This window comes from Rhodococcus pyridinivorans, assembly GCF_900105195.1.
GTDB classification, from domain to species: domain Bacteria; phylum Actinomycetota; class Actinomycetes; order Mycobacteriales; family Mycobacteriaceae; genus Rhodococcus; species Rhodococcus pyridinivorans.
This window is the reverse complement of record NZ_FNRX01000002.1, coordinates 3,375,241-3,400,852: the sequence shown is the minus strand read 5'-3', so window position 1 is coordinate 3,400,852 and position 25,612 is coordinate 3,375,241. Positions and strand designations below refer to the sequence as shown.

21 protein-coding genes are annotated in these 25,612 nt (G+C 68.9%); 17 read left to right on the top strand and 4 right to left on the bottom strand.

Features of this window, described 5'->3' with window-relative positions; all coding sequences use genetic code 11:
- Positions 1-4 precede the first annotated feature (4 nt).
- From BLV31_RS16100 to truB, 9 genes are all read left to right on the top strand, one after another.
- Positions 5-313 (top strand): YlxR family protein, encoded by a 309-nt coding sequence (locus tag BLV31_RS16100; protein WP_072740508.1) that lies wholly within the window; start codon positions 5-7, stop codon positions 311-313.
- A 204-nt stretch (positions 314-517) separates the two neighbouring features.
- Positions 518-3,397 (top strand): translation initiation factor IF-2, encoded by a 2,880-nt coding sequence (gene infB / locus BLV31_RS16095; RefSeq protein ID WP_024100657.1) that lies wholly within the window; start codon positions 518-520, stop codon positions 3,395-3,397.
- A gap of 124 nt (positions 3,398-3,521) precedes the next feature.
- Complete coding sequence (locus BLV31_RS16090; protein ID WP_006551275.1) at positions 3,522-3,812, top strand: DUF503 domain-containing protein; 291 nt, start codon at positions 3,522-3,524, stop codon at positions 3,810-3,812.
- A gap of 53 nt (positions 3,813-3,865) precedes the next feature.
- A complete protein-coding gene (rbfA, locus tag BLV31_RS16085) occupies positions 3,866-4,324 on the top strand; it encodes a 30S ribosome-binding factor RbfA (RefSeq protein WP_006551274.1) in 459 nt (152 codons plus the stop codon).
- 28 nt (positions 4,325-4,352) lie between these two features.
- Positions 4,353-5,360 carry a DHH family phosphoesterase gene (locus BLV31_RS16080; RefSeq protein WP_052227384.1) on the top strand — a complete coding sequence of 336 codons (1,008 nt, stop codon included), beginning with the start codon at positions 4,353-4,355 and terminating at the stop codon, positions 5,358-5,360.
- A gap of 179 nt (positions 5,361-5,539) precedes the next feature.
- Positions 5,540-6,856 carry an MATE family efflux transporter gene (locus BLV31_RS16075; RefSeq protein WP_064061597.1) on the top strand — a complete coding sequence of 439 codons (1,317 nt, stop codon included), beginning with the start codon at positions 5,540-5,542 and terminating at the stop codon, positions 6,854-6,856.
- A gap of 3 nt (positions 6,857-6,859) precedes the next feature.
- The gene (locus BLV31_RS16070; RefSeq protein ID WP_006551271.1) at positions 6,860-7,798 is read left to right on the top strand and encodes a metallophosphoesterase family protein; all 939 of its coding nucleotides are present in this window, start codon (positions 6,860-6,862) and stop codon (positions 7,796-7,798) included.
- Between the two features lie 41 nt (positions 7,799-7,839).
- Positions 7,840-8,502, top strand: a complete 663-nt coding sequence (gene npt / locus BLV31_RS16065; RefSeq protein WP_033096709.1) for a 4'-phosphopantetheinyl transferase Npt — start codon at positions 7,840-7,842, stop codon at positions 8,500-8,502.
- Positions 8,502-9,425, top strand: coding sequence for a tRNA pseudouridine(55) synthase TruB (truB, locus tag BLV31_RS16060; protein WP_019289147.1), 924 nt, complete (start codon positions 8,502-8,504; stop codon positions 9,423-9,425). Before npt ends, truB begins: the two co-directional genes overlap by 1 nt.
- A gap of 31 nt (positions 9,426-9,456) precedes the next feature.
- Here truB and BLV31_RS16055 read toward each other — a convergent pair whose 3' ends face one another.
- Genes BLV31_RS16055 through BLV31_RS16040 form a run of 4 tightly spaced genes read right to left on the bottom strand, consistent with a single transcriptional unit; the run spans position 9,457 to position 12,741 of the window.
- The gene (locus BLV31_RS16055) at positions 9,457-10,149 is read right to left on the bottom strand and encodes a metal-dependent transcriptional regulator (protein ID WP_006551268.1); all 693 of its coding nucleotides are present in this window, start codon (positions 10,147-10,149) and stop codon (positions 9,457-9,459) included.
- 20 nt (positions 10,150-10,169) lie between these two features.
- Positions 10,170-11,063 (bottom strand): metal ABC transporter permease, encoded by an 894-nt coding sequence (locus BLV31_RS16050; protein WP_006551267.1) that lies wholly within the window; start codon positions 11,061-11,063, stop codon positions 10,170-10,172.
- Positions 11,060-11,857, bottom strand: coding sequence for a metal ABC transporter ATP-binding protein (locus BLV31_RS16045; protein WP_064061594.1), 798 nt, complete (start codon positions 11,855-11,857; stop codon positions 11,060-11,062). Before BLV31_RS16045 ends, BLV31_RS16050 begins: the two co-directional genes overlap by 4 nt.
- Positions 11,854-12,741 carry a metal ABC transporter substrate-binding protein gene (locus BLV31_RS16040; RefSeq protein WP_064061595.1) on the bottom strand — a complete coding sequence of 296 codons (888 nt, stop codon included), beginning with the start codon at positions 12,739-12,741 and terminating at the stop codon, positions 11,854-11,856. The genes BLV31_RS16045 and BLV31_RS16040 overlap by 4 nt, the downstream gene beginning before the upstream one ends.
- A gap of 158 nt (positions 12,742-12,899) precedes the next feature.
- Here BLV31_RS16040 and BLV31_RS16035 point away from each other — a divergent pair, with 158 nt between their 5' ends.
- The 8 genes from BLV31_RS16035 (at position 12,900) to narI (ending at position 25,595) form a co-directional block, all read left to right on the top strand.
- Complete coding sequence (locus BLV31_RS16035; protein WP_006551264.1) at positions 12,900-13,868, top strand: bifunctional riboflavin kinase/FAD synthetase; 969 nt, start codon at positions 12,900-12,902, stop codon at positions 13,866-13,868.
- Between the two features lie 629 nt (positions 13,869-14,497).
- Positions 14,498-14,767, top strand: coding sequence for a 30S ribosomal protein S15 (rpsO, locus tag BLV31_RS16030; protein WP_006551263.1), 270 nt, complete (start codon positions 14,498-14,500; stop codon positions 14,765-14,767).
- Between the two features lie 324 nt (positions 14,768-15,091).
- On the top strand, positions 15,092-17,377 hold the full coding sequence (locus BLV31_RS16025) for a polyribonucleotide nucleotidyltransferase (protein ID WP_033096524.1): 2,286 nt from the start codon (positions 15,092-15,094) through the stop codon (positions 17,375-17,377).
- Between the two features lie 192 nt (positions 17,378-17,569).
- Positions 17,570-18,817 carry a nitrate/nitrite transporter gene (locus BLV31_RS16020; RefSeq protein ID WP_064061596.1) on the top strand — a complete coding sequence of 416 codons (1,248 nt, stop codon included), beginning with the start codon at positions 17,570-17,572 and terminating at the stop codon, positions 18,815-18,817.
- Positions 18,814-22,509 carry a nitrate reductase subunit alpha gene (locus tag BLV31_RS16015; protein WP_006551260.1) on the top strand — a complete coding sequence of 1,232 codons (3,696 nt, stop codon included), beginning with the start codon at positions 18,814-18,816 and terminating at the stop codon, positions 22,507-22,509. Before BLV31_RS16020 ends, BLV31_RS16015 begins: the two co-directional genes overlap by 4 nt.
- Before the next feature lie 25 nt (positions 22,510-22,534).
- A complete protein-coding gene (narH, locus tag BLV31_RS16010) occupies positions 22,535-24,205 on the top strand; it encodes a nitrate reductase subunit beta (protein ID WP_064060416.1) in 1,671 nt (556 codons plus the stop codon).
- Positions 24,202-24,867 (top strand): nitrate reductase molybdenum cofactor assembly chaperone, encoded by a 666-nt coding sequence (narJ, locus tag BLV31_RS16005; RefSeq protein ID WP_064060417.1) that lies wholly within the window; start codon positions 24,202-24,204, stop codon positions 24,865-24,867. Before narH ends, narJ begins: the two co-directional genes overlap by 4 nt.
- Positions 24,864-25,595 carry a respiratory nitrate reductase subunit gamma gene (gene narI, locus BLV31_RS16000; protein WP_064060418.1) on the top strand — a complete coding sequence of 244 codons (732 nt, stop codon included), beginning with the start codon at positions 24,864-24,866 and terminating at the stop codon, positions 25,593-25,595. The genes narJ and narI overlap by 4 nt, the downstream gene beginning before the upstream one ends.
- Positions 25,596-25,612: the final 17 nt, after the last annotated feature.

Below are 25,612 nucleotides of genomic sequence, written 5' to 3'. Positions count from 1 at the left end.
GTCGATGGTTCAGCATGACCTGTCCTCGACCGGCGGGGAACGCGCCACTACGGTGCGGACCTGTGTCGGATGTCGGCAGCGAACGCTGGCTGCCGAACTGCTCCGGGTGGTGGCGCGCGAGGAGGAACCGTCAGGTTTCGCCGTGATTCCCGATCCCCGACGCAGGCTTCCCGGGCGAGGTGCTTGGTTGCATCCCAACCCGGAATGTCTGGGCCTGGCGGTTCGGCGTCGAGCATTCGGCAGGGCACTGCGCGTGACCGGGTATCCGGACACCACAGCGCTGGATCAGCTGGTCGGGTCCACGGCACAGTGATCACGGACGCATCGAGTCGGCCTCGGCCGGGTACGACGATCGTGGGAACGACGACGAGGAACACCAACAGTGACATCGCACTCTGAGAAGAACAGGCACGAACACTCATGAGCACACCGTGAAGCACCAGCGATGAACGTCCATCGGAGATAACCCGAGGTCGTGCGGGCAGTCGGCCGCTCGACCTCATCAGTGAGGAGAGCAGTGGCAGGCAAGGCCCGCGTGCACGAGTTGGCGAAAGAACTCGGTGTCACCAGCAAGGAACTACTCGCACGCCTGAAGGAACAGGGCGAGTTCGTCAAGTCCGCGTCGTCGACCGTCGAACCGCCGGTCGCGCGTCGACTGCGCGAATCGTTCGGTAAGACCGAAGGCGATGCAGCCGCGAAGGCTGCACCCAACCCCGCACCGAAGCCCGGTGCCCCCCGGCCGGGTCCCCGGCCCACCCCTGCGAGCCCGGCCCCCGCGGCCGAGACCGCGCGTCCGAAGCCCGGCGCACCGAAGCCGGCTGCTCCCAAGCCCGCTCCGGCACCGGAGGAGCCCGCGGCTCCCGCGCCGCAGGCCCCCGCTGCCCAGGCGGCACCGCAGTCCCCGGCTGCTCAGGCTCCCAGCGCGACGCCGCAGGCTCCCGCGGCCAAGCCCGGCCCCAAGCCGGCCGGTCCGCGTCCGGGTCCGAAGACCCCGCGCGTCGGTAACAACCCGTACTCCTCGGCTCCGGCCGAGCGTCCCGCTCCGCGTCCGGGTGCCCCGCGCCCCGGCCCGGGCGGACCGCGTCCTACCCCCGGACAGGGCGGCCCCCGCCCCACGCCCGGACAGGGACGTCCCGCAGCAGGCCCCGGTGGCCCGCGTCCCGGACCCGGCCAGGCCGGTCCGCGTCCGGCTCCCGGACAGGGCGGTCCCCGCCCCGCGCCCGGACAGGGCGGTCCCCGTCCGTCCCCGGGTTCGATGCCCCCGCGTCCCAACCCGGGTGCGATGCCGCAGCGTGCTGCGCGTCCGGCCGCATCCGGTCGTCCGGGTCGTCCGGGCGGAGCTCCCGGTGGACGTCCCGGTGGTGGTGGCGGCGGCTACCGCGGTGGCGGTGCCGGTGGCGGCGCACCTGCAGGTGCAGGTGCTCCCGGTGGTTTCCGCGGTCGCCCCGGTGGCGGTGGCGGTGGACGCGGTCGCGGCGGTGCAGCCGGCGCGTTCGGTCGTCCCGGTGGCGCTCCGCGTCGTGGTCGTAAGTCGAAGCGGCAGAAGCGGCAGGAATACGATTCGATGCAGGCGCCGTCGGTCGGCGGCGTGCGGTTGCCGCGTGGCAACGGCGAGACCATCCGTCTCGCTCGCGGCGCATCGCTGTCCGACTTCGCCGAGAAGATCGACGCGAACCCGTCGGCCCTGGTGCAGGCGCTGTTCAACCTCGGTGAGATGGTCACGGCCACTCAGTCGGTGAACGACGACATCCTCGAGCTGCTCGGCTCGGAGATGAACTACGTCGTGCAGGTCGTCTCGCCCGAGGATGAGGACCGCGAGCTGCTCGAGTCGTTCGACATCCAGTACGGCGAGGACGAGGGCGGCGAGGAAGACCTCCAGCAGCGTCCGCCGGTGGTCACCGTCATGGGTCACGTCGACCACGGCAAGACCCGCCTGCTCGACACGATCCGGAAGGAGAACGTCGGCGAGGGTGAGGCCGGTGGCATCACCCAGCACATCGGTGCCTACCAGGTGATGACCCACCTCAACGGTGAAGATCGCCTGATCACCTTCATCGACACCCCGGGTCACGAGGCGTTCACCGCGATGCGTGCCCGCGGCGCGAAGGCGACGGACATCGCGATCCTCGTGGTCGCAGCCGACGACGGCGTCATGCCGCAGACGGTGGAGGCGATCAACCACGCACAGGCCGCCGATGTCCCGATCGTGGTCGCGGTGAACAAGATCGACAAGGAGGGTGCGAACCCTCAGAAGATCCGTCAGCAGCTCACCGAGTACGGGCTGGTGGCGGAGGAGTACGGCGGCGACACCATGTTCGTCGACATCTCCGCGAAGCAGAACCTCAACATCGACCAGCTGCTCGAAGCGGTGCTGCTCACCGCCGACGCAGCGCTCGATCTGCGGGCCAACCCGGACATGGAGGCGCAGGGCGTCGCCATCGAGGCGCACCTCGACCGCGGTCGCGGTCCGGTGGCCACGGTGCTCATCCAGCGCGGCACTCTGCGGGTCGGCGACTCGATCGTCGCCGGCGACGCCTACGGCCGCGTGCGCCGCATGGTCGACGAGCACGGCGAGGACGTGCTCGAGGCACTGCCTTCGCGTCCGGTCCAGGTCGTCGGCTTCACGTCGGTGCCCGGCGCCGGGGACAACCTCGTCGTCGTCGAAGAGGACCGCATCGCGCGTCAGATCGCCGACCGGCGTAATGCCCGCAAGCGCAACGCGCTCGCAGCACGTAGCCGTAAGCGCATCAGCCTCGAGGATCTCGATGCCGCTCTCAAGGAGCACAACGAGCTCAACCTCATCCTCAAGGGCGACAACTCGGGTACCGTCGAGGCCCTCGAAGAGGCGCTCATGGGTATCGAGATCGACGACGAGGTGCGCCTGCGGGTCATCGACCGCGGTGTCGGTGGCGTCACCGAGACCAACGTCAACCTCGCTGCCGCGTCGAACGCCGTGATCATCGGCTTCAACGTCCGCGCCGAGGGCAAGGCCACCGAGCTCGCGAACCGCGAGGGTGTCGACATCCGCTACTACTCGGTCATCTACCAGGCGATCGACGAGGTGGAGAAGGCCCTCAAGGGCATGCTCAAGCCGATCTACGAGGAGGTCGAGCTCGGCCGCGCCGAGATCCGCGCGATCTTCAAGTCGTCGAAGGTCGGCAACATCGCGGGTTGCCTCGTGCAGTCCGGCATCGTCAAGCGCAACGCGAAGGCCCGCCTCATCCGCGACAGCAACGTCGTGGCCGAGACGGTCACCATCTCGTCGCTGCGCCGCGAGAAGGACGACGTCACCGAGGTCCGCGAGGGCTTCGAGTGCGGTTTGACGATCACCTACTCCGACATCAAGGTCGGCGACGTGATCGAGGCGTACGAGTTGCGCGAGAAGCCGCGCGACTGATCCACCCGCACCCGTGGCGGTGAACGATTCGTCGTTCGCCGCCACGGGTGTGTCGGGACGCCCGACCCGGCCGGCACGGAGCCGACCGGACGGCCGACCGGAGTGTCCTCGAGGAGAGAAGCGAATGTATCTGGGAGCGCTCGAACTCGACCTGCTGCTCGGCGACGTGCATTCGCTCAAGCAGAAGAGATCGGCGATCCGTCCGGTGGTCGCAGAACTGCGCCGGCTCGGGGTGTCCGCCGCCGAAACCGGGGAACACGATCTGTACCGCCGGGCGCAGGTGGGTGTGGCGGTCGTCGCCCCCGACCTCGCGCACGTCGGAGAGATACTGGACAAGTGTGAGCGGCTGGTCGCCCAGCGGCCCGAACTCGACCTGCTGTCGGTCAGACGCAGGCTGTACGGGCCCGAGGACTGATCCCGGCCGCACGACAGGCCGCCTGCCGGCGGCTACAGAAGGGAACGAACGACATGGCCGATCCAGCACGGGCTCGCCGACTCGCGAAGCGCATTGCCACCATCGTGGCCACCGCCATCGACCTCGAGATCAAGGATCCGCGCCTCGAGTTCGTGACGATCACCGACGCGAAGGTCACCGCGGATCTGCACGACGCCACCGTCTACTACACGGTCCGGGGCGCGGATCTGAACACCGAACCCGATCACGAGGCCGCTGCTGCCGGCCTCGAGAAGGCCAAGGGCGTGCTCCGCTCGAAGGTCGGCGCCGGCACCGGTGTGCGGTTCACCCCGACGCTGACGTTCGTCACCGACACCGTGCCCGACACGGCACGGCACATGGAGGAACTCCTCGCGCGCGCTCGCGCGGCCGACGACGAGGTCGCACGCGCCCGTGAGGGCGCCGTTCCGGCCGGCGATGCCGATCCCTACAAGGAATCCCGTGAGCGCGACGCCGGTGACGACGACGAATAACGCACCGGTGCCCGACCCGACTCCTCCGGTGGTCCCGTCGCACCGGGACGATGCCGGCGTCCCGTCCGGCCCGGCAGGATCCGTCGACCTGCACGGTGCCGCCGCACTGCTCGACGCGGCGGCCACCGTGACGGTGCTGTGCCACATCAACCCCGACGCCGACACCCTCGGCAGCGGGCTGGCCCTCGGGCTGGCGCTCGAGCGACGCGGTGTCACCGTGCAGGTCGCGTTCGGTTCGCCCGCGAACATGCCGGACTCGATGCGGTCGCTGCCGGGCGCACACCTGGTCACGCCGGTCGCGGAGGTACGCCGTGAGGCCGATCTCGTGGTGACCGTCGACTGCGGTACCGCGGGCCGTCTCGGTGTCCTGCGCGACCGTCTGAAGACCGCCCCGAACGTCCTGGTGATCGACCACCACCTGTCCAACACGCGGTTCGGCACCCACAACCTCGTCGACCCGGAGTCCGAGGCCACCGCGATGGTGCTCGCCGACCTCTTCGACGTGTGGGGTGTCGAGATCGACGCCGCACTCGCGCACTGCCTGTACGCGGGACTGGTGACCGACACCGGATCGTTCCGCTGGGGTCGCCCGCAGGCCCACGGACTTGCCGAGCGCCTGCTCGCCACCGGTATCGACGGCACGTCGATCACGCGGGCCCTGCTCGACACCCATCCCTTCGGGTGGTTGCCGATGCTGTCGTCGGTGCTGGCCACCGCCACACTCGAACGCGACGCTGCTCAGGGCAGGGGACTGGTCTACGCCTTCGTCCGGCGCGCCGACTCCGCGCATCTCGGTCCGGAGGAGGTCGAGAGCGTCATCGACATCGTGCGCACCACCGCCGAGGCCGAGGTCGCCGCGGTGTTCAAGGAGGTCGCTCCCGAGGAGTGGACCGTCTCGCTGCGCGCGAAGACCTCGGTGGACGTGTCCGCCGTCGCCACCGCACTCGGCGGCGGAGGACACCGCCTGGCGGCGGGGTACACCGCCCACGGCGACACCGATCGGATCGTCGCCGCCCTGCGCGGCGTGCTCGGTTGACTGCGTCCGGCGGGTCGCCCGCCTCTGAGACGCCCGGCGGCTCACGCGCCTCTGAGACGCCCGGCGGCTCACGCGCCTCTGAGACGCCCGGCGGCTCACGCGCCTCTGAGACGCCCGGCGGCTCACGCGCCTCTGAGACGCCCGGCGGCTCACACGCTTCCGACGTCACCGGACGGCGGATCCTCGGGCTCGTCCTTCCCGCCCTCGGGGTGCTCGCGGCCGAACCGCTCTACCTGCTGTTCGACATCGCCGTCGTCGGCCGGCTGGGGGCGCTGCCCCTGGCCGGTCTCGCGATCGGCGGGTTGATCCTCGCGCAGGTGAGCACCCAGCTCACCTTCCTGTCGTACGGCACCACCGCGCGCGCGGCGCGTTTCCACGGTGCGGACCGGCACGACGACGCTGTCGGCGAGGGCGTGCAGGCGACCTGGCTCGCGATGATCGTCGGACTTGCGATCCTGCTCGTCGGCCAGGTGCTGGCCGGCCCCGTCGCGCGGCTGCTCGCCGGCGATGCCGAGATCGCCGACGCCGCCGTCTCGTGGCTGCGCGTCGCGCTGTTCGGGGCTCCCCCGATCCTCGTCGGCCTGGCCGGGAACGGTTGGATGCGCGGCGTCCAGGACACGATGCGGCCGCTGCGATTCGTCATCGCCGGCCTCGCCCTGTCGGCGGTGCTGTGCCCGGTACTGGTCCACGGACTGCTGGGCGCTCCCCGGTGGGAACTCGTCGGTTCCGCCATCGCCAACGTGATCGGGCAGTCCGTGACGGCCGTCCTGTTCGTCGTGGCGCTGCTGCGGTCCGGGGTTCCGCTGCGACCGCGACCCGCCGTGATCGGGGCACAGTTGCGGCTCGGACGTGACCTGATCGCGCGCAGCCTCGCATTCCAGGCCTGCTTCCTGTCCGCGGCGGCGGTGGCGTCGCGTTTCGGTGCGGCCGCGGTGGCCGGTCATCAGGTCGTGCTGCAACTGTGGACCTTCGTGACCCTCACCCTGGACTCGCTGGCGATCGCCGCGCAGGCCCTCGTCGGCGCCGCGCTCGGTGCGGCCGACCGCCGGGGCGCGACTCGCCTGGCGTGGCGGTTGTCGGCGTGGTCGGTGGTCTTCGCCGTCGTCCTCGCGGTGGTCTTCGTGGCGGGGAAGGATGTGATTCCTGATCTGTTCACCACCGATACCGAGGTGCTCGACCAGATCGGCGTCGCGTGGTGGTTCTTCGTCGCGATCATGCCGCTCGCGGGAATCGTCTTCGCACTCGACGGTGTTCTCCTCGGTGCGGGGGACGCCGCCTTCCTGCGCACCGCGACGCTGGCCTCGGCGCTGTTCGGCTTCCTGCCGTTGATCTGGTTGTCGCTCGCGTACGACTGGGGTCTGGCGGGTATCTGGACGGGGCTTACGGTGTTCATCGTGTTCCGGATGATCGCCGTCGTGTGGCGCACGCTCTCGGGACGATGGGCGGTGACGGGCGCGGACCGGCAGGTGCGCGTCCAGGACGAGTCGGGAGGTTAGTGCGTGGCAGCGAAGCTGTGGGCGATCAGCGACATCCATGTGGGTCATCGGGGCAACCGGCCGGTCACCGAGGACCTGTATCCGGAGTCGCCCGACGACTGGTTGATCGTCGCGGGCGACGTGTCGGAGAAGACCGACGACATCCGGTGGGCGCTGTCGCTGCTCCGCAGCCGGTTCGCGAAGGTGATCTGGGTACCCGGCAACCACGAACTGTGGACGACCGCCAAGGACCCGGTGCAGATGTTCGGGGTCGCGCGCTACGACTATCTCGTCACGATGTGCCGCGAACTCGACGTGCTCACCCCTGAGGATCCGTATCCGATCTGGGAGGGCGAGGACGGGCCGGTGGTGCTCGTGCCGATGTTCCTGCTCTACGACTACTCGTTCCTGCCGGAGGGCACCACGACGAAGGCGGACGGGCTCGCGCTGGCGCGCGAACGCAACGTCGTCGCGACCGACGAGTTCCTGCTGAAGCCGGATCCGTACATCACGCGCGACACCTGGTGCCGGGTACGCGTGGATCAGACCCGCGCCCGTCTCGACGCGCTCGACCCCGCCCTGCCCACCGTGCTGATCAACCACTTCCCGCTGGTGCGCGAACCCACGCGGATGCTGTTCTACCCCGAGTTCGCCCTGTGGTGCGGTACCACCGAGACGGCCGACTGGCACCTGCGCTACCGGGCGCTGTGCAGCGTGTACGGCCACCTGCATATCCCGCGGACCACCTACTACGACGGGGTGCGCTTCGAGGAGGTCTCGGTCGGCTACCCGCGCGAATGGCAGCGACGCGGCATGCCGGAGCAGCCCCTGCGGCAGATCCTCCCCGTCCCGGAGTATCCGCCGGGCAGCCTGAACAAGTGGGGCGGTCATTTCACCGTGACCCCCGAGATGGAAGCCGAGGCCGAGAAGATGCGGGCTCAACGAGAGAAGGAGTTGCGGTGACCGAACCGGACACCGGGCAGAAGACGGACACGCGCGGCGCGCTGATCGGGCGCATCGTGCCGGACGGCGTCGCTGCAGCCGAGTTGTTCGAGGACCCACCGGGACTGCGGCCGCATCCCCAGGAGGAGCCGCTCGTGGCGCGGGCCGTGGAGAAGCGGCGCCGCGAGTTCGCCGGTGCCCGTCATTGCGCCCGCCAGGCCATGCGCACCCTCGGCGTCGACCCCGCGCCGGTACTGCGCGGAGAGATGGGCGATCCCGTCTGGCCTCGCGGCGTCGTCGGCAGCCTCACCCACTGCGACGGCTATCGCGGTGCCGTGCTGGGCTATTCGCTGCAGATCCGATCGCTCGGCATCGACGCCGAACCGCACGACGTGCTCCCCGACGGGGTGCTGCCCGCGGTGAGCCTCGAACCCGAACGCGAGTGGCTCGCCTCAGCCGGCGACGACCTGCACTGGGACCGTCTGCTGTTCTGCGCCAAGGAGGCCACCTACAAGGCGTGGTTCCCGCTGACGAAGAGGTGGCTGGGCTTCGAGGACGCCCACATCACCTTCGAGCGCGACACCACCTCGGACGTGGTCACCGGCACCTTCCACTCGCGACTGCTCGTCCCCGGCGACACCCTCGACGGGCAGCCGCTGACGGGCTTCGACGGACGGTGGCTCATCGCCGACGGTCTCGTCCTCACCGCGATCACGGTGCGCTGATGAACGACGCCGCACCCCCGCAGGAACATCCGGCACTCGCCCGCGCAGGCCTGCTCGTCGTCGACAAGCCGGCCGGCATGACGAGCCACGACGTGGTGGCGCGCTGCCGCCGACTGCTCGGCACCCGCAAGGTCGGGCACGCGGGCACTCTCGACCCCATGGCGACGGGCGTGCTCGTCCTCGGCGTCGAGCGCGCCACCAAGCTGCTCGGGCTGCTCGCACTGACGACCAAGTCGTACACCGCGACGATCCGTCTCGGGCAGAGCACCGTCACGGACGACGCGGAAGGCGAGACCGTCGCGACCACCGATGCGACGCACGTGACCGACGAGCAGATCGGCGAGGGCGTGGCCGCGCTGACAGGCGACATCCAGCAGGTGCCCGCCAGCGTCAGCGCCATCAAGATCGACGGCAAGCGCGCCTACGCCCGCATGCGCGAGGGGGAGGCGGTCGAGTTGAAGGCCCGGCCGGTCACGGTCTCGCGGTTCGACGTCCTCGCCCGCCGCGATGTGCCCGGGAGCGGCTTCGTGGACGTCGACGTCGACGTGGACTGCTCGTCCGGCACCTACATTCGGGCGCTCGCACGCGATCTCGGCGCGGCCCTCGGAGTGGGCGGTCATCTCACGGCGCTGCGTCGCACGAAGGTCGGCCCGTTCGGCCTCGAACATGCCCGCACGCTCGAACAGCTCGCCGACGACCCGACGCCGAGCCTCGACATCGACGCGGCCGTGCGCACGGCCTTCGAGTGCCGCACCATCAGCGACGAGGAGGTGGGGCTGCTCGCGAACGGCCGCTGGCTCGAGCCCGTCGGGATCCACGGCGTCTACGGCGCCGTGGATGCGCAGGGTCGGGCTGCAGCGCTGCTGCAGGAGAAGGGCAAGCGGGCTGCGGCGGTGTTCGTGGTGCGCCCCTCCAACATGTGAGCGGGCTCGGACGGGCCGGATCGCAGCCGGCTCAGACGAGCCAGATCGCTTCCGCCGCCGGGTGACCGAGATCGATCGTGCGGCCCTCGGTCCGGCCCAACCGGACCGAGATGGTTCCGGCGAAGTCGCGACGTTCGAGCACGGTGATGTCGGTGTCGAGGGCGATCCCGACCTCGTCGAAGTAGCGCAGCATCGCGGGGTCTGAGTCGGAGATGCGGGCCACGCGGCCGTGGTCGCCGTCGTTGAACTCGCTCAGGGCGCGGGCGGGTGGTGACGGGATCGTGCCGTCGGGCGCCGGGATCGGGTCGCCGTGCGGGTCGCGTTCGGGATGACCGAGTTTGGTGTCGATCGCTGCGACCATCCGTTCGGAGACGGCGTGCTCGAGGATCTCGGCCTCGTCGTGCACTTCGTCCCACCCGTAGCCGAGCTCGCGGACCAGGAAGGTCTCGATGAGGCGGTGGCGCCGGACCATCGCCACGGCGGCCTGCCGGCCCTCGTCGGTGAGGGAGATCGCGCCGTAGCGCTCGTGGTCGACGAGTCCCTGGTCCGCGAGGCGGCGTACCGCTTCGGACACCGTGGACGCCGACACGCCCAGCTTCTCGGCGAGCAGCTTGGTGGAGATCTTCTCCCCGGACCACTCCTGGACCGTCCACATGATCTTGAGATAGTCCTGTGCGACCGAGGACAGCAGCTCGGTCGCGGTGGTCTCGTTACTCTCAGGCACGCGTCCAGCTTAGGTAACCGTCACCCGGGAATCACGCTCTCCGTCGGCTCGCTGGTCCTTTCGCCCTCCGGCGCGCGGCGACGCATCACGAGCCGGGTGACGACACCCTGACGCGGAGCGAACAGGTACGCGAGGGTGAAGACCACGGCCTGGGCGAGCACCACCACGCCGCCGGTCGCGGCGTCGGTGTAGTAGCTCGTGTACACACCGACCACCGAGGCGATCACTGCGAGTACCGGTGCGATCACCAGCATCCGGGCCATCCGGTCGGTGAGCAGATAGGCGGTCGCGCCGGGGATGATGAGCATCGCGACGACGAGGATCACGCCGACCGCCTGCAGCGCGCTGACGATCGTCACCGCGAGCAGCGACAACAGCAACGCCGACAGCGCGGCGGGGGACAGGCCGAGGGTGTGCGCCTGGACGCGGTCGAAGGCGAACAGCGTCAGATCGCGGCGCTTCGCGACGAGGACGGCCAGCACGACGGCCGCCAGGATCGACACCTGCCAGACGTCGCCCGTCGCGAGCCCGAGCAGGTTTCCGAACAGCACGTGGTGCAGGTCGATCTGGCTCGGGTTCTTCGAGATCAGCACCACGCCCAGGGCGAACAGTGTCGTGAAGACGATGCCGATGGTGGCGTCCTCCTTGACGCGGCTCGTGCCGCGGACGAGCCAGATCAACGCGACGGCGATGCCGGCGAAGACGAGGGCTCCGAGCGCGAACGGCACCCCCACCAGATAGGCGAGGACGACACCGGGCAGCACGGCGTGCGAGACCGCGTCGCCCATCAGCGACCAGCCGATGAGCACGAGCCAGCAGCTGAGCAGCGCGCACACGATCGTCGCGGCGACCGCGACGAGCAGCGCGCGCTGCATGAAGCCGTACTGCAGGGGTTCGATCAGCACGTCGATCATCGTCCGGCCTCCTGTGCGTATGTCTCCCGTGCGACGTCCTCGGCTCGTCCACCGTTCGCAGGTGGGGGAGCGCCGAAGGCGCGGGCGAGGTTCTCCGGGAGGAGGACCTCCTCGGGGGAGCCGTGCACCAGCACGCGCCGCTGCAGCAGTACCGCCTCGTCGCACAGTTCCGCCAGACCTGCAAGATCGTGGGTGGCGACGAGGATCGCGTGGCCGCTCGCCGCCAGTTCGCGGATGACGCCGGTCAGCGCGTGCTCGGTGGTGGTGTCGACCCCCGCGAACGGCTCATCGAGCAGCAGCAGCGGCGAGCCCTGCGCGATCGCCCGTGCCACGAAGACACGCTTGCGCTGGCCGCCCGAGAGCTGCCCGATCTGCCGGCCGGACAACGCGGTCATGCCCACGCGTTCGAGCGCGGCGTCGACGGCTTCGTGGTCGGCGGGGCGCGGGCGGCGCAGGAAGCCCTGGTGGCCGTAACGGCCCGTCATGACGACGTCGCGCACGCCGATCGGGAAGTTCCAGTCGACGGCCTCGGACTGCGGCACGTAGGCGACCTGCGTGCGGCGACGCGCCACGGCGGTGGTCGTCCCGCCGATGGTGACGCGACCCGAGGTGGGTCGCACGAGACCCATGATCGTCTTGAACAGCGTCGACTTACCCGAGCCGTTGGTTCCCACGAGTCCGCAGACGCGGCCGGGTGCGAGTTTCAGGGTGACGTTCTGCAGGGCCAGGACGGTGTCGTAGCGCACCGTCACGTCGTCGACGAACAGTGCCGGTGTGTCGAGTGTCGAAGTCATGGCCTCAGTCCCGTCGTGATGACGTCGATGTCGTGTCGGAGCAGATCGAGGTAGGTGGGGACGGGACCGTCCGCCTCGGAGAGCGAATCGACGTAGAGGATTCCGCCGAATTCCGTTCCGGTATCGGCCGCGACCTGCCGTTGCGCCTTGTCCGAGACGGTCGATTCGCAGAACACCGCCGGAACCTCGTTGGTGCGCACGAAATCGACGGTCCGGGCGATCTGCTGCGGGGTGCCCTGCTGGTCGGAGTTCACCGGCCACAGATAGGCCTCCTGCAGCCCGGCGTCGCGCGCGAGATAGCTGAACGCGCCCTCACAGGTGACGAGTGCGCGCCGGTCGGCGGGCACGCTGTCGAGGGCGGTGACGAGTTCGGTGTGGAGACCGTCGAGTTCGGCCTTGTACGCCTCGGCGCGGGCCGCGAAGTCGTCCGCGTGCTCGGGGGCGAGGTCGGCCAGCGCCGCGGCGATGTTGTCGACGTAGACGCGGGCGGCGAGCGGGGACATCCAGGCGTGGGGGTTGTAGGGACCCGTCGTCGCGCCCTCACCGATCGGCAGTGGGTCCACACCCTCGCTCACGACCACGTGCTCGGCGTCGACATCGGCGACGAACTGTTCGAACCACCGCTCGAGACCGAGTCCGTTGTCGAGGACGAGGTCGGCCTCGGTCGCGAACCGCAGGTCGCCCGGCGTGGGCTCGTAGCCGTGGACCTCGGCGCCGGGCTTGGTGATGGACTCGACCCGCACGTGGTCGCCGCCGACGTTGCGCGCCATGTCGGCGAGGACGGTGAAGGTGGTCAGGACCAGGGGCCGATCGTCGGCGGAACCGGTGGTCGAACATGCCGCGAGGGCGGCAGCGCAGGCCGTGGCCGCGAAGGCGGCGATCATGCGACCGGCACGGGAGGATACGGACCGTGTTCTGTGGGCTCTCGACGAAAAGTTCGGCACACCGAAATTATGCATTCGCCGAGCCGTCACCGTCATGTGGGGCGCTCCGGGAGCCATCCGGGCGTGCCCGACCCGCTCACGGGCCGTAGGCTGCCGATGTGCAGAGATGGCGAGGTCTGGACGAAATTCCTGCGGACTGGGGTCGGTGTGTACTCACGATCGGCGTGTTCGACGGCGTACACCGCGGCCATCAGCAGCTCATAGCGCGTGCCGTCGAGGCCGCGCGGGCACGCGGTGTGGCCGCCGTGCTCATGACCTTCGATCCCCACCCCATGGAAGTGGTCCGCCCGGGCAGCCACCCGGCGCAGCTGACCACCCTAGCGCGACGCGCCGAGCTCGCCGAGGAACTCGGTATCGACGTTTTCTGCGTCATGCCGTTCACCCCGGAATTCATGAAGCTCTCGCCGGAGCGGTACGCCCACGAGATCCTCGTCGAGCGACTGCACGTGGCCGAGGTGGTCGTGGGGGAGAACTTCACCTTCGGAAAGAAGGCGGCCGGCACCGTCGACATGCTGCGCTCGATCGGTGAGCGTTTCGGGTTCGCGGTGCAGGGGCTCACGCTGGTCGCCGAGCACGCCGTGACGTTCTCGTCGACCTACATTCGTTCGTGCGTCGACGCCGGGGACGTCGTTGCGGCCGCGGACGCACTCGGTCGCCCGCACCGGGTCGAAGGCGTGGTCGTGCACGGCGACGGTCGCGGTCGCGGACTCGGATTCCCGACCGCCAACGTCGCACCGCCGATCTACGCGGCGATCCCCGCCGACGGCGTGTACGCGGCCTGGTTCACGGTGCTCGACTCCGGTTCTCCCGTCGAGGGACTCACAGCTGGTCAGCGCTACCTCGCAGCCGTGTCGGTGGGCACCAATCCGACCTTCTCCGGACGCAAGCGCACGGTGGAGGCGTTCGTCCTCGACGAGAAGGCCGATCTCTACGGCCAGCACGTGGCGGTCGACTTCGTCGAGCGGCTGCGGGGCATGGAGAAGTTCGATTCCGTGGAAGCGTTGATCTCCGCGATGCACCGCGACGCCGAACGGGCGCGAGAGGTTCTCACGAAGACTCCCCAGTGACACCGACTTCGAGTGATACCGACTCTCGAGTGACGTGGGTGTCCGTCGACCGTCCGGTGTCGTCCGAACGAACGAAACTGCGAGTTCGGTACGAAGAAGGCCTTGTCCGCCGTCTTCTCCGAGGACCGGGGGCGCACCCCGGACCGCGAGTCGATTCTGTCGTTCTTCGCCTCCCGCATGCACCTGGTCAGTGCTCTGGCACGTCGGATCGCCGACGCGCCGGGCTCACTGGACTATCCCTACTGGGTGAAGGCCGACCTCGCCGTCGACGACGGTGTCGCTCGCGATGGAGCGCTACTACCGCGAGCGCGGGGAGGATCTGCCCTCGGAGTACGCGGCGGTGCCCGTGGCGCTCGGCGGTCACCGTCCTGGCCCCGGCGCGGGACGACCTCCGTCCCGACCGTGACATCGACCGGTACGTCGAGTTGCTCGACCAGGTTTTCGCCGAGGTGTCGGCCGCGGTGGGCCGCGCGGGTGCCGGCCGGCGCTGAACCCGATCGTGGTTCGGCGGCAGAAGTCGGCTCTGATAGGCTGGACCGTCGGTGCGCGCTGCGGTTCGCGGTGGCCGTACCGGGCGGACTCCGGTCCGTCTACCGTCACGCGGACGTCAGTTGTACAGGAGTGACCCAGTGGCTCTGACCACCGAACAGAAGAAGCAGATCCTCGGCGAGTACGGCCTCCACGAGACCGACACCGGCTCCCCCGAGGCGCAGGTGGCACTGCTCACCAAGCGCATCGTGGACCTCACCGAGCACCTCAAGCAGCACAAGCACGACCACCACTCCCGCCGCGGCCTGCTGCTGCTGGTCGGTCGTCGTCGCCGCCTGCTGAAGTACGTCGAGAAGGTCGACGTCGAGCGTTACCGCTCGCTCATCCAGCGTCTGGGTCTGCGTCGCTGACGCGGACAGGACACGACCTGATCTGCATTCGCTGATCTTTTCCGGCAGCCGACGGGGTACCCACTACACTGGGCCTCGTTGGCTGTCGGTGTTTGTGCCGGTTCGGCCGGCGACTTCCATCGCCTCCAATGGTGATGATCCGTATGCACCGACGGTGTCGGTCCTCGGTAGTGACCTTCCGGTCCCGTCGGGTGTCGTATCCCGAATCCGCCGGAGGGTTTCGATCGACGACCGCCTCCGTGAGTCGGTGCGCAGCCGTGGCCACGGGGGTCGCGGCGCCCGCGCGGGTACGGCGAAGACGAAGAGGGAAGAGAAGACATACAGATGACAAGCACTACCGCAGTCGAGATCGACGAAGGGGTCTACGAGACCACCGCAACGCTCGACAACGGTGCCTACGGCACCCGCACCATCCGTTTCGAGACCGGCCGCCTCGCACGCCAGGCCGCCGGTTCGGTCGTCGCCTATCTCGACGACGAGACCATGCTGCTCTCGGCCACCAGCGCCTCGAAGCAGCCCAAGGACCAGTTCGACTTCTTCCCGTTGACGGTGGACGTCGAGGAGCGCATGTACGCCGCGGGTCGCATCCCCGGCTCGTTCTTCCGTCGTGAGGGACGCCCCTCCACCGACGCGATCCTGACCTGCCGTCTGATCGACCGGCCGCTGCGCCCGTCCTTCGTCGACGGTCTGCGCAACGAGATCCAGGTCGTCGTCACGGTTCTGAGCCTGAACCCGAACGACCTCTACGACGTCGTCGCGATCAACGCCGCGTCGGCCTCCACCCAGCTCGCCGGCCTGCCGTTCTCCGGCCCGGTCGGTGGCGTGCGTGTCGCGCTCATCGTCTCCGACGACAACAAGTCGGGCCAGTGGGTCGCGTTCCCGACCGTCGAGCAGCTCGAGAACGCCGTCTTCGACATGGTCGTCGCCGGTCGCATCGTCGGTGGGGGAGACAACCCCGACACCGCGGATGTCGCGATCATGATGGTCGAGGCCGAGGCGACCGAGAACGTCATCGCGCTCGTCGACGGTGGCGCCCAGGCGCCCACCGAGTCCGTCGTGGCCGAGGGCCTCGAGGCGGCGAAGCCGTTCATCGCCCGCCTGTGCATCGCGCAGCAGCAGCTCGCCGCCGCCTCCGCGAAGCCCACCGGTGAGTTCCCGCTGTTCCCGCCCTACCAGGACGACGTCTACACCGCGGTCGAGTCCGCCGCGTCGGAGAAGCTCGCCGAGGCGCTCACCATCGCCGGCAAGCAGGAGCGCGACGACCGCACCGACGAGATCAAGGTCGAGGTGCTCGAGCAGGTCGCTCCGAACTTCGAGGGTCGCGAGAAGGAGATCGGCGCTGCCTTCCGCTCATTGACCAAGAAGCTCGTGCGCCAGCGCATTCTGCGCGACCAGTTCCGCATCGACGGCCGCGGTGTCACCGACATCCGTGCCCTCTCCGCCGAGGTCGCGGTCGTTCCCCGCGCCCACGGTTCGGCGCTGTTCGAGCGCGGCGAGACCCAGATCATGGGTGTCACCACGCTCGACATGGTGAAGATGGCGCAGCAGGTCGACTCGCTCGGTCCCGAGACCAGCAAGCGCTACATGCACCACTACAACTTCCCGCCGTACTCCACCGGTGAGACCGGTCGTGTCGGCTCGCCGAAGCGTCGCGAGATCGGCCACGGTGCCCTCGCAGAGCGCGCGCTCATCCCGGTTCTGCCGAGCCAGGAGGAGTTCCCCTACGCCATCCGTCAGGTCTCCGAGGCCCTCGGCTCGAACGGCTCGACGTCCATGGGTTCGGTCTGCGCCTCGACGCTATCGATGCTCAACGCCGGTGTGCCGCTCAAGGCCCCGGTCGCCGGTATCGCCATGGGCCTGGTCTCCGACGAGGTCGAGCTCGAGGACGGCACCCGCGAGACCCGCTACGTCGCCCTCACCGACATCCTCGGTGCGGAGGACGCGTTCGGCGACATGGACTTCAAGGTCGCCGGCACGAAGGACTTCGTGACCGCCCTGCAGCTCGACACCAAGCTCGATGGTATCCCGTCGCAGGTCCTCGCCGGTGCGCTCTCGCAGGCCCACGATGCCCGCGCCACGATCCTCGAGGTCATGGCCGAGGCCATCGACACGCCCGACGAGATGAGCGAATTCGCTCCGCGGATCACCACCATCAAGGTCCCGGTGGACAAGATCGGTGAGGTCATCGGCCCCAAGGGCAAGATGATCAACTCGATCACCGAGGAGACCGGCGCCAACATCTCCATCGAAGATGACGGCACCGTCTACGTCGGTGCAGCGGACGGCCCGTCCGCGCAGGCCGCGATCGACAAGATCAACGCCATCGCCAACCCGCAGCTGCCGAAGGTCGGCGAGCGCTTCCTCGGCACCGTGGTCAAGACCACGGCGTTCGGAGCGTTCGTCTCCCTGCTCCCCGGCCGCGACGGCCTGGTGCACATCAGCAAGCTCGGCAACGGCAAGCGCATCGCCAAGGTCGAGGACGTCGTGAACGTCGGTTCGAAGATCCGCGTCGAGATCGCCGACATCGACAACCGCGGCAAGATCAGCCTCGTCCCCGTCGAGGACGAGTCGGCCGAGGCCGCTGCGACCGGCGAGAACGCCGAGTCCTGATCACCCCACCCGCCTGCCGGTTCCCGGTGGGCGCGTGAACCCCGCACCCGTGGCGCCCGACATCCGGTCGGGCACCACGGGTGCGTCGTTTCCGGCAGACCATGGTTACCGGGGTGCAACGGCCGGACGTCATCCGGGTGAGGTTCCGCCGAACCGGGTCCGGACCGCGCCCGGGAATGGTTCCCTGAGTATGTGAGAACGGCCACGCAGGCGGATTTCGGGAGGTTGCGCGGAGCGAATCTGGCTCTGGCAACCTGGGTGTCCGCCATCAACTTCTGGGCCTGGAACATGATCGGGCCGCTGTCGACGACCTACGCCACCGACATGTCGCTCAGCAGCACGGAAGCGTCGATGCTGGTGGCCACGCCGATCCTCGTGGGCTCCCTCGGTCGCATCGCGGTCGGGGCGATGACGGACCGGTACGGCGGACGGGCGATGTTCATCGCCGTCTCGCTGTCGTCGATCGTTCCCGTCGTCGCGGTCGGATTCGCCGCCGAGGCCGGCTCCTATCCGCTGCTCCTGGTCTGCGGGTTCTTCCTCGGCATCGCCGGCACGATCTTCGCGGTCGGGATCCCGTTCGCCAACAACTGGTACGAACCCGCCCGCCGCGGCTTCGCGACCGGCGTGTTCGGGGCGGGCATGGTGGGTACGGCCCTGTCGGCCTTCTTCACCCCGCGTTTCGTGAACTGGTTCGGGCTGGTGCCCACCCACATCGTCGTGGCGGCCGCCCTCGCCGTGACCGCCGTGGTGTGCATCCTGGTGATGCGCAATGCTCCCGATTTCCGTCCCAACACCGACCCGGTGCTGCCCAAACTGACAGCCGCGGCGAAACTCGGTGTGACCTGGGAGATGTCGTTCCTGTACGCGGTCGTGTTCGGCGGATTCGTGGCGTTCAGCAACTATCTGCCCACCTACATCAAGACGATCTACGGCTTCTCCGCCGTCGACGCCGGTACGCGCACGGCGGGTTTCGCGCTCGCCGCGGTCCTCGCCCGGCCTGTGGGCGGAGCGCTGTCGGACCGGGTGCCGCCGAAATACGTGGTCCTGGCCTCGTTCACCGGCACCGCCGTGATGGCGGTGATCGCGACCTTCCAGCCCCCGCCCGACCTGTGGTCGGCGCTGACGTTCATCACAATGGCGATCTTCCTCGGCATCGGCACCGGCGGTGTCTTCGCGTGGGTGGCGCGCCGCGCCCCGGCGCACACAGTGGGCAGTGTCACCGGCATCGTCGCCGCTGCCGGTGGGCTCGGCGGCTACTTCCCGCCACTGGTGATGGGCGCGACCTACGACGCCGAAGGCAACGACTACACCGTCGGTCTGCTCCTGCTCGCGGCGACGGCACTGGTGTGCCTGTTCTACACCGCATTTCGGCTGCACGCCCATGAACCGCCCCCTGTCGCACGATCCGGAACCCGCGACGTACGTGAGGAGAAGCCGTGACGGACACCGCCGGAGTCGGGAATCGGATCGAGGAACTGCTCGTGCGCAGCGGACGGTTCTTCACCTCCGGCGAGCAGTCCGACGACACACGCACGGTCACGCGGCGCGGTGGCCGCGAGGGCGACATCTTCTACCGGGACCGCTGGAGCCACGACAAGGTCGTCCGCTCGACGCACGGGGTGAACTGCACCGGCTCGTGCTCGTGGAAGATCTACGTCAAGGACGGCATCATCACCTGGGAGACCCAGGAAACCGACTATCCGACAGTCGGTCCCGACCGTCCTGAGTACGAACCGCGCGGATGCCCGCGCGGCGCGGCCTTCTCCTGGTACACCTACTCGCCGACGCGCGTGCGCTATCCGTACGCGCGCGGGCTGCTCGTCGAGATGTACCGGGAGGCGCGGCAGCGACTCGGCGATCCGGTGCTCGCCTGGGCCGACGTCCAGAACGATCCCGAACGGCGCCGCCGCTACCAGCGTGCCCGCGGCAAGGGCGGACTGGTGCGCGTCACGTGGGCCGAGGCCACCGAGATGATCGCCGCCGCGCACGTCCACACCATCAAGGAGTACGGACCCGACCGGGTGGCCGGCTTCTCGCCGATCCCCGCCATGTCGATGGTCTCCTTCGCCGCCGGATCCCGGTTCGTCGAACTGCTCGGCGGCGTGATGACGTCGTTCTACGACTGGTACGCCGACCTACCGGTGGCGTCGCCGCAGGTCTTCGGCGATCAGACCGACGTACCCGAGTCCGGGGACTGGTGGGACGCCTCCTACCTGATGATGTGGGGTTCGAACGTGCCCGTCACCCGCACCCCGGACGCGCACTGGATGACGGAGGTCCGCTACCGCGGCACCAAGGTCGTCTCGGTGAGTCCGGACTACGCCGACAACACCAAGTTCGCCGACGAGTGGATGGCGTGCGCGGCCGGTACCGACGGTGCCCTGGCGATGGCGATGGGCCACGTGCTCCTCACCGAGTTCTATGTGCGGCAGCGCGTGCCGTTCTTCGTCGACTACGTGCGCCGGTACACCGACCTGCCCTTCCTCGTGCGGGTCGAGGAACGCGACGGAAGGCTCGTGCCGGGCAAGAACCTCACCGCCGCCGATCTCGGGCACAGCGTCGAGAACGCGGCCTTCAAACCGGTCTTCGTCGACGGTGCGACCGACACCGTCGTCGTACCGCCGGGCTCCCTCGGCTTCCGCTACGGCGACGACGGCATCGGAAAGTGGAATCTCGAACTCGGCGACCTCGTCCCGACATTGACGGTCGCGCCCGGCGGCGGGGGAGCGGGCGAGACCGCGGCGGTGTACCTGCCGAGCTTCGACACCGTCGACGGGCACGGTGAAAGCATCGAACGGGGCGTGCCGGTCCGTCGGATCGGGGACCACCTCGTGTGCACCGTCTTCGACCTGATGCTCGCGCAGTACGGGGTGAACCGTCCGGAGCTCGACCTGCCCGGGCAGTGGCCGAGCGGGTACGACGACCCGGGCTCGCCGTACACCCCGGCCTGGCAGGAGGCCCTCACCGGGGTGCCCGCGGCCCAGGCGATCCGGATCGCGACGGAGTTCGCCCGCAACGCCGAGGAGTCGGGCGGGCGTTCGATGATCATCATGGGGGCCGGCATCTGCCAGTGGTTCCATGGCGACGCGACCTATCGCGCCGTACTTGCGCTGCTCATGCTCACCGGCTGCATGGGACGCAACGGAGGCGGGTGGGCGCACTACGTCGGCCAGGAGAAGTGCCGTCCCGTCACGGGATGGGCGGCCATGGCGATGGGGACGGACTGGTCTCGCCCACCTCGCCAGATGGCCGGCACCTCCTACTGGTACGTGCACACCGACCAGTGGCGCTACGACGGTTACCGTGCCGACGCGCTGGCCAGTCCGCTGGGACGAGGTCGTTTCCGCGACAAGCACACGATGGACGTCATGGCGTCCGCGGTCGCCATGGGCTGGACACCCTTCTATCCCCAGTTCGACCGCAACACCCACGAGATTGCCGAACAGGCACGGGCGGCGGGACGGGAGATCCCGCAGCACGTCGCGCAGCAACTCGCCTCGGGTGAACTGAAACTGTCGGTGACCGACCCCGACGACCCGCGGAACTGGCCGCGCGTGCTCAGCGTGTGGCGGTCGAACCTGCTCGGCTCGTCCAGCAAGGGCAACGAGTATTTCCTGCGGCACCTGCTCGGCACCGATTCCAACGTGCAGGCCGAGCCGACCGCCCCCGGCCTGCGGCCCGGTGAGGTGGCGTGGCCCGACGACCTGCCCGAAGGAAAACTCGACCTGCTCATGTCGATCGACTTCCGCATGACCTCGACAACGTTGTTCTCCGACATCGTCCTGCCCGCCGCGACCTGGTACGAGAAGGGCGACCTGTCGAGCACCGACATGCACCCCTACATCCACGCCTTCACCGCAGCGGTCGATCCGCCCTGGGAAACTCGTTCGGACTACGACGCTTTCGGCGCCATCGCGCAGACCTTCAGCACCCTCGCCCGGACCCACCTGGGAACCCGCACCGACATCGTGATGGGGACACTGCAGCACGACACGCCCGCAGCGATGGCGTATCCGTCCGGCACCGAGCGGGACTGGCGCTCGACCGGCGAGGTGCCGGTTCCGGGGAGGACGATGGGTCCGCTCACCGTCGTCGAACGGGACTACGGTGCGATCGCGGAGAAGTGGGCGACGCTCGGTCCGCTCGTCGAGTCCCTCGGGTTGAACACCAAGGGCGTCGTGACCCGGCCGGACCGTGAGGTCGCCGAACTGGCACAGAGATTCGGCGTGATGGATTCCGGTGCCGGACAGGGACGTCCGGCGATCACCACCGCCGAACGCATGGCCGACACGATCCTCGCGCTGTCGGGCACGTCCAACGGCAGGCTCGCCGTCGAGGGTTTCCGTGAACTGGAGAAACGCACCGGACGGCGACTCGTGCACCTCGCGGAGGGCAGCGAGGAACGGCGGATCACCTACGCCGACACCCAGGCCCGTCCCGTACCGGTCATCACGAGCCCGGAATGGTCGGGGAGCGAAACGGGAGGTCGCCGGTACGCGCCGTTCACGATGAACATCGAGGAGCTGAAACCGTTCCACACGTTGACGGGCCGGATGCACTTCTACGTCGACCACGACTGGCTCGAAGAGCTCGGGGAGCAGCTCCCGGTCTACCGGCCCCCACTCGACATGTCGCGGTTGTTCGGCGAACAGGCGGTCGGCTCCGGCGACGGTGTCGGTCTGACGGTGAGATACCTGACCCCGCACTCGAAGTGGTCGATCCACTCGGAATATCAGGACAACCTGTTCATGCTGTCGCTGTCCCGGGGCGGGCCGACGATGTGGATGTCGCCGGCCGACGCCGCAAAGATCTCGGTGAGCGACAACGACTGGGTCGAGGCCGTCAACCGCAACGGTGTCGTGGTGTGCCGGGCGATCGTCTCGCACCGGATGCCCGAAGGAGTGGTGTTCGTCTACCACGCCCAGGACCGCGTCATCGACGTCCCGCGCAGCGAGACCACCGGACGCCGCGGCGGCATCCACAATTCGCTGACCCGCATCCTCATCAAGCCGAGCCACCTGGCCGGTGGATACGCGCAGACGGCCTACGCGTTCAACTATCTCGGCCCGACGGGCAACCAGCGCGACGAGGTGACGATCGTGCGTCGCCGATCCCAGGAGGTCGTCTACTGATGCGTGAGCAGGAAGCGAGGCGATCGTGAAGGTCATGGCACAACTCGCGATGGTGATGAACCTCGACAAGTGCATTGGATGCCACACCTGCTCGGTGACCTGCAAACAGGCGTGGACCAACCGGTCGGGCACCGAGTACGTGTGGTTCAACAACGTCGAAACCCGCCCGGGCCAGGGCTATCCGCGCACCTACGAGGACCAGGAACGCTGGCGCGGTGGCTGGGTCCGGGATACCAAGGGACGGCTGCGTCTCCGCGACGGTGGACGCCTCGCGAAACTCGCCCGCATCTTCTCGAACCCGAAGATGCCGTCGATCCACGACTACTACGAACCGTGGACCTACGACTACGACAACCTGACGAACGCCCCGCTCGGCGACCACGTCCCGGTGGCCTCGCCGCGCAGCCTCATCTCCGGTGAACCGATGAAGGTGGAATGGTCGGCGAACTGGGACGACAACCTCGGTGGCTCACCGGCGATCGTGCCCGACGACCCGATCCTGAAGAAGGTCGGCGACCGGATCAAGCTCGAGTTCGAGCAGACCTTCATGTTCTACCTGCCGCGGATCTGCGAGCACTGCCTCAACCCGTCGTGTGTGGCGTCGTGTCCGTCCGGCGCGATGTACAAGCGGTCGGAGGACGGCATCGTCCTCGTCGACCAGGACCGGTGCCGCGGCTGGCGGATGTGCGTGTCCGGATGCCCGTACAAGAAGGTGTACTTCAACCACAAGACCGGGAAGGCCGAGAAGTGCACCTTCTGCTACCCGCGGGTCGAGGTGGGGCTGCCGACCGTGTGTTCGGAGACGTGCGTGGGCAGGCTCCGGTACATCGGTCTGGTCCTCTACGACGTCGATCGGGTCCTGGAGGCGGCATCGGTGGAGAACGACACCGACCTGTACGAGGCGCAACGCGGCCTGCTGCTCGACCCCCGTGACCCCGAGGTGATCGCCGGCGCCCGCGCCGAGGGCATCTCCGACGAGTGGATCGAGGCCGCGCAACGGTCCCCGGTCTACGACCTGATCAGCACGTACCGGGTCGCGTTGCCGCTGCATCCGGAATACCGGACGATGCCGATGGTCTGGTACGTGCCACCGCTGTCACCGGTCGTCGACGCCGTCAGCCGGGAGGGACACGACGGCGAGGACATCGGCAACCTGTTCGGCGCCCTCGACGCCCTGCGCATCCCCATCGCGTACCTCGCGGAACTGTTCACCGCCGGGGACACCGCGACGGTCGAGGCGGTGTTGCGACGACTCGCCGCGATGCGCTCCTACATGCGCGACATCAATCTCGGCCGCGAGACCCGCCCCGAGATCCCCGAGGCCGTCGGCATGACCGAGGAACGGATCTACGAGATGTACCGGCTCCTCGCGCTCGCCAAGTACGACGAGCGGTACGTCATCCCGACCGCCTACGCGGCCGAAGGGCATCGGCTCGAGGAGTCGGCGACGGACTGCGCGCTGTCCTACGAAGGTGGCCCCGGCATGTACGAGTCGGGTCCGTTCGGGGAGGCCAGCGGCGTCCCGGTCCCGGTGGCGGTCGAGACCTTCCACGCCCTCGCACAGCGGCAGACCAGTGAGGGGATGGCGGCGAACGCGTCGAACCCGTCGCGGGTGAACCTCCTGAACTGGGACGGCAAGGGCGTACCGACGGGCATGTTCCCGGGCGGTCACGACACGAGGGGGGAGAAGCAATGAGACTGCTGCGTCCACGGCGCGCCGGCGTCGCTCGCGCCCTGCACCGTCGCCTCGTCCGTCAGGCCGCGTCGCTGCTGCTCGCCTATCCCGACGCCGGACACGCCGGACGGCTGGACGTCGCCGGGCAGCTCGTCGACCACATCACCGGTCCCGAGCAGGACATGCTGGGGACGGCGGTCCGCGCACTGGACGAACCGGATCTGCTCGTCCTGGCCCAGCGGTACGTCGAGACCTTCGACCTGCGGCGACGCTCGACGATGTACCTGACCTACTGGACCGCGGGCGACACCCGGAATCGCGGCGCCGAGATGCACGCCTTCGCGAGTGCCTACCGCGCCGCGGGAGTCGAGCCGCCCGCCCACGAATCACCCGACCATCTGCCGGTCGTCCTCGAATTCGCGGCCACCGTGGATCCCGCCGCGGGCGAGGAACTCCTCACCCGGTATCGGGTGGCCCTCGACGTGCTGCACACCTCCCTGCACGAGGCCGGCTCGGCGTACGCGCAGGTCGTCGCGGCCGTGTGCGCGACGCTCCCGCCGGTCACCGCCCGGGACGAGGAACGGGCCCGGCGCCTCGCGCAGGCGGGACCGCCCCGCGAGTCGATCGGTCTGCAGCCCTTCACCCTGACGGTGCCGCCCCGGCGAGGAGTTCCGGAATCATGAGTGCAGGAGAGATCTTCTGGGACGTGGTGCCGTACGTGACACTCGCGATCGTCGCGGTGGGGACCTGGTGGCGGTACCGATACGACAAGTTCGGATGGACCACCCGTTCGTCCCAGCTGTACGAGGCGCGGTTGCTGCGCATCGCGAGCCCCATGTTCCACTTCGGGATCCTGGTCGTGATCGTCGGCCACGTCATCGGCCTGGTGATCCCGCAGTCGTGGACCGACGCCGTGGGATTGAGTCAGCACGCCTATCACGTGCAGGCCATCACGCTCGGCACGATCGCGGGTGTCTCGACGCTCGTCGGCATCTCCCTGCTCGTGTATCGCCGTCGCACCAGCGGTCCCGTCTTCAGCGCCACCACTCTCAACGACAAGGTCATGTATGTCGTGCTCGTCGCCGCGATCGTGGCGGGTCTCGCCACCACGCTGATGGGGTCGGGTGTCGTGGGCGAGGAACACAACTACCGGGAGACCGTCTCGCCGTGGTTCCGGTCGATCTGGGTCCTGCAACCCCGCGGCGACCTGATGGTGGAGGCGCCGTTCAGCTTCCAGCTGCACGCGCTGATCGGCCTCGTGCTCTTCGCGATATGGCCGTTCACCCGCCTAGTCCACGCCTTCAGTGCCCCCGTCGGATACCTGTTCCGGCCGTACATCGTCTACCGCAGCCGCGAGGAGGCACGTCCCGGCCGGCTCGTGGGTTCGCAACCGCAACGACGGGGGTGGTGAGCGCGACCGATGGTGGG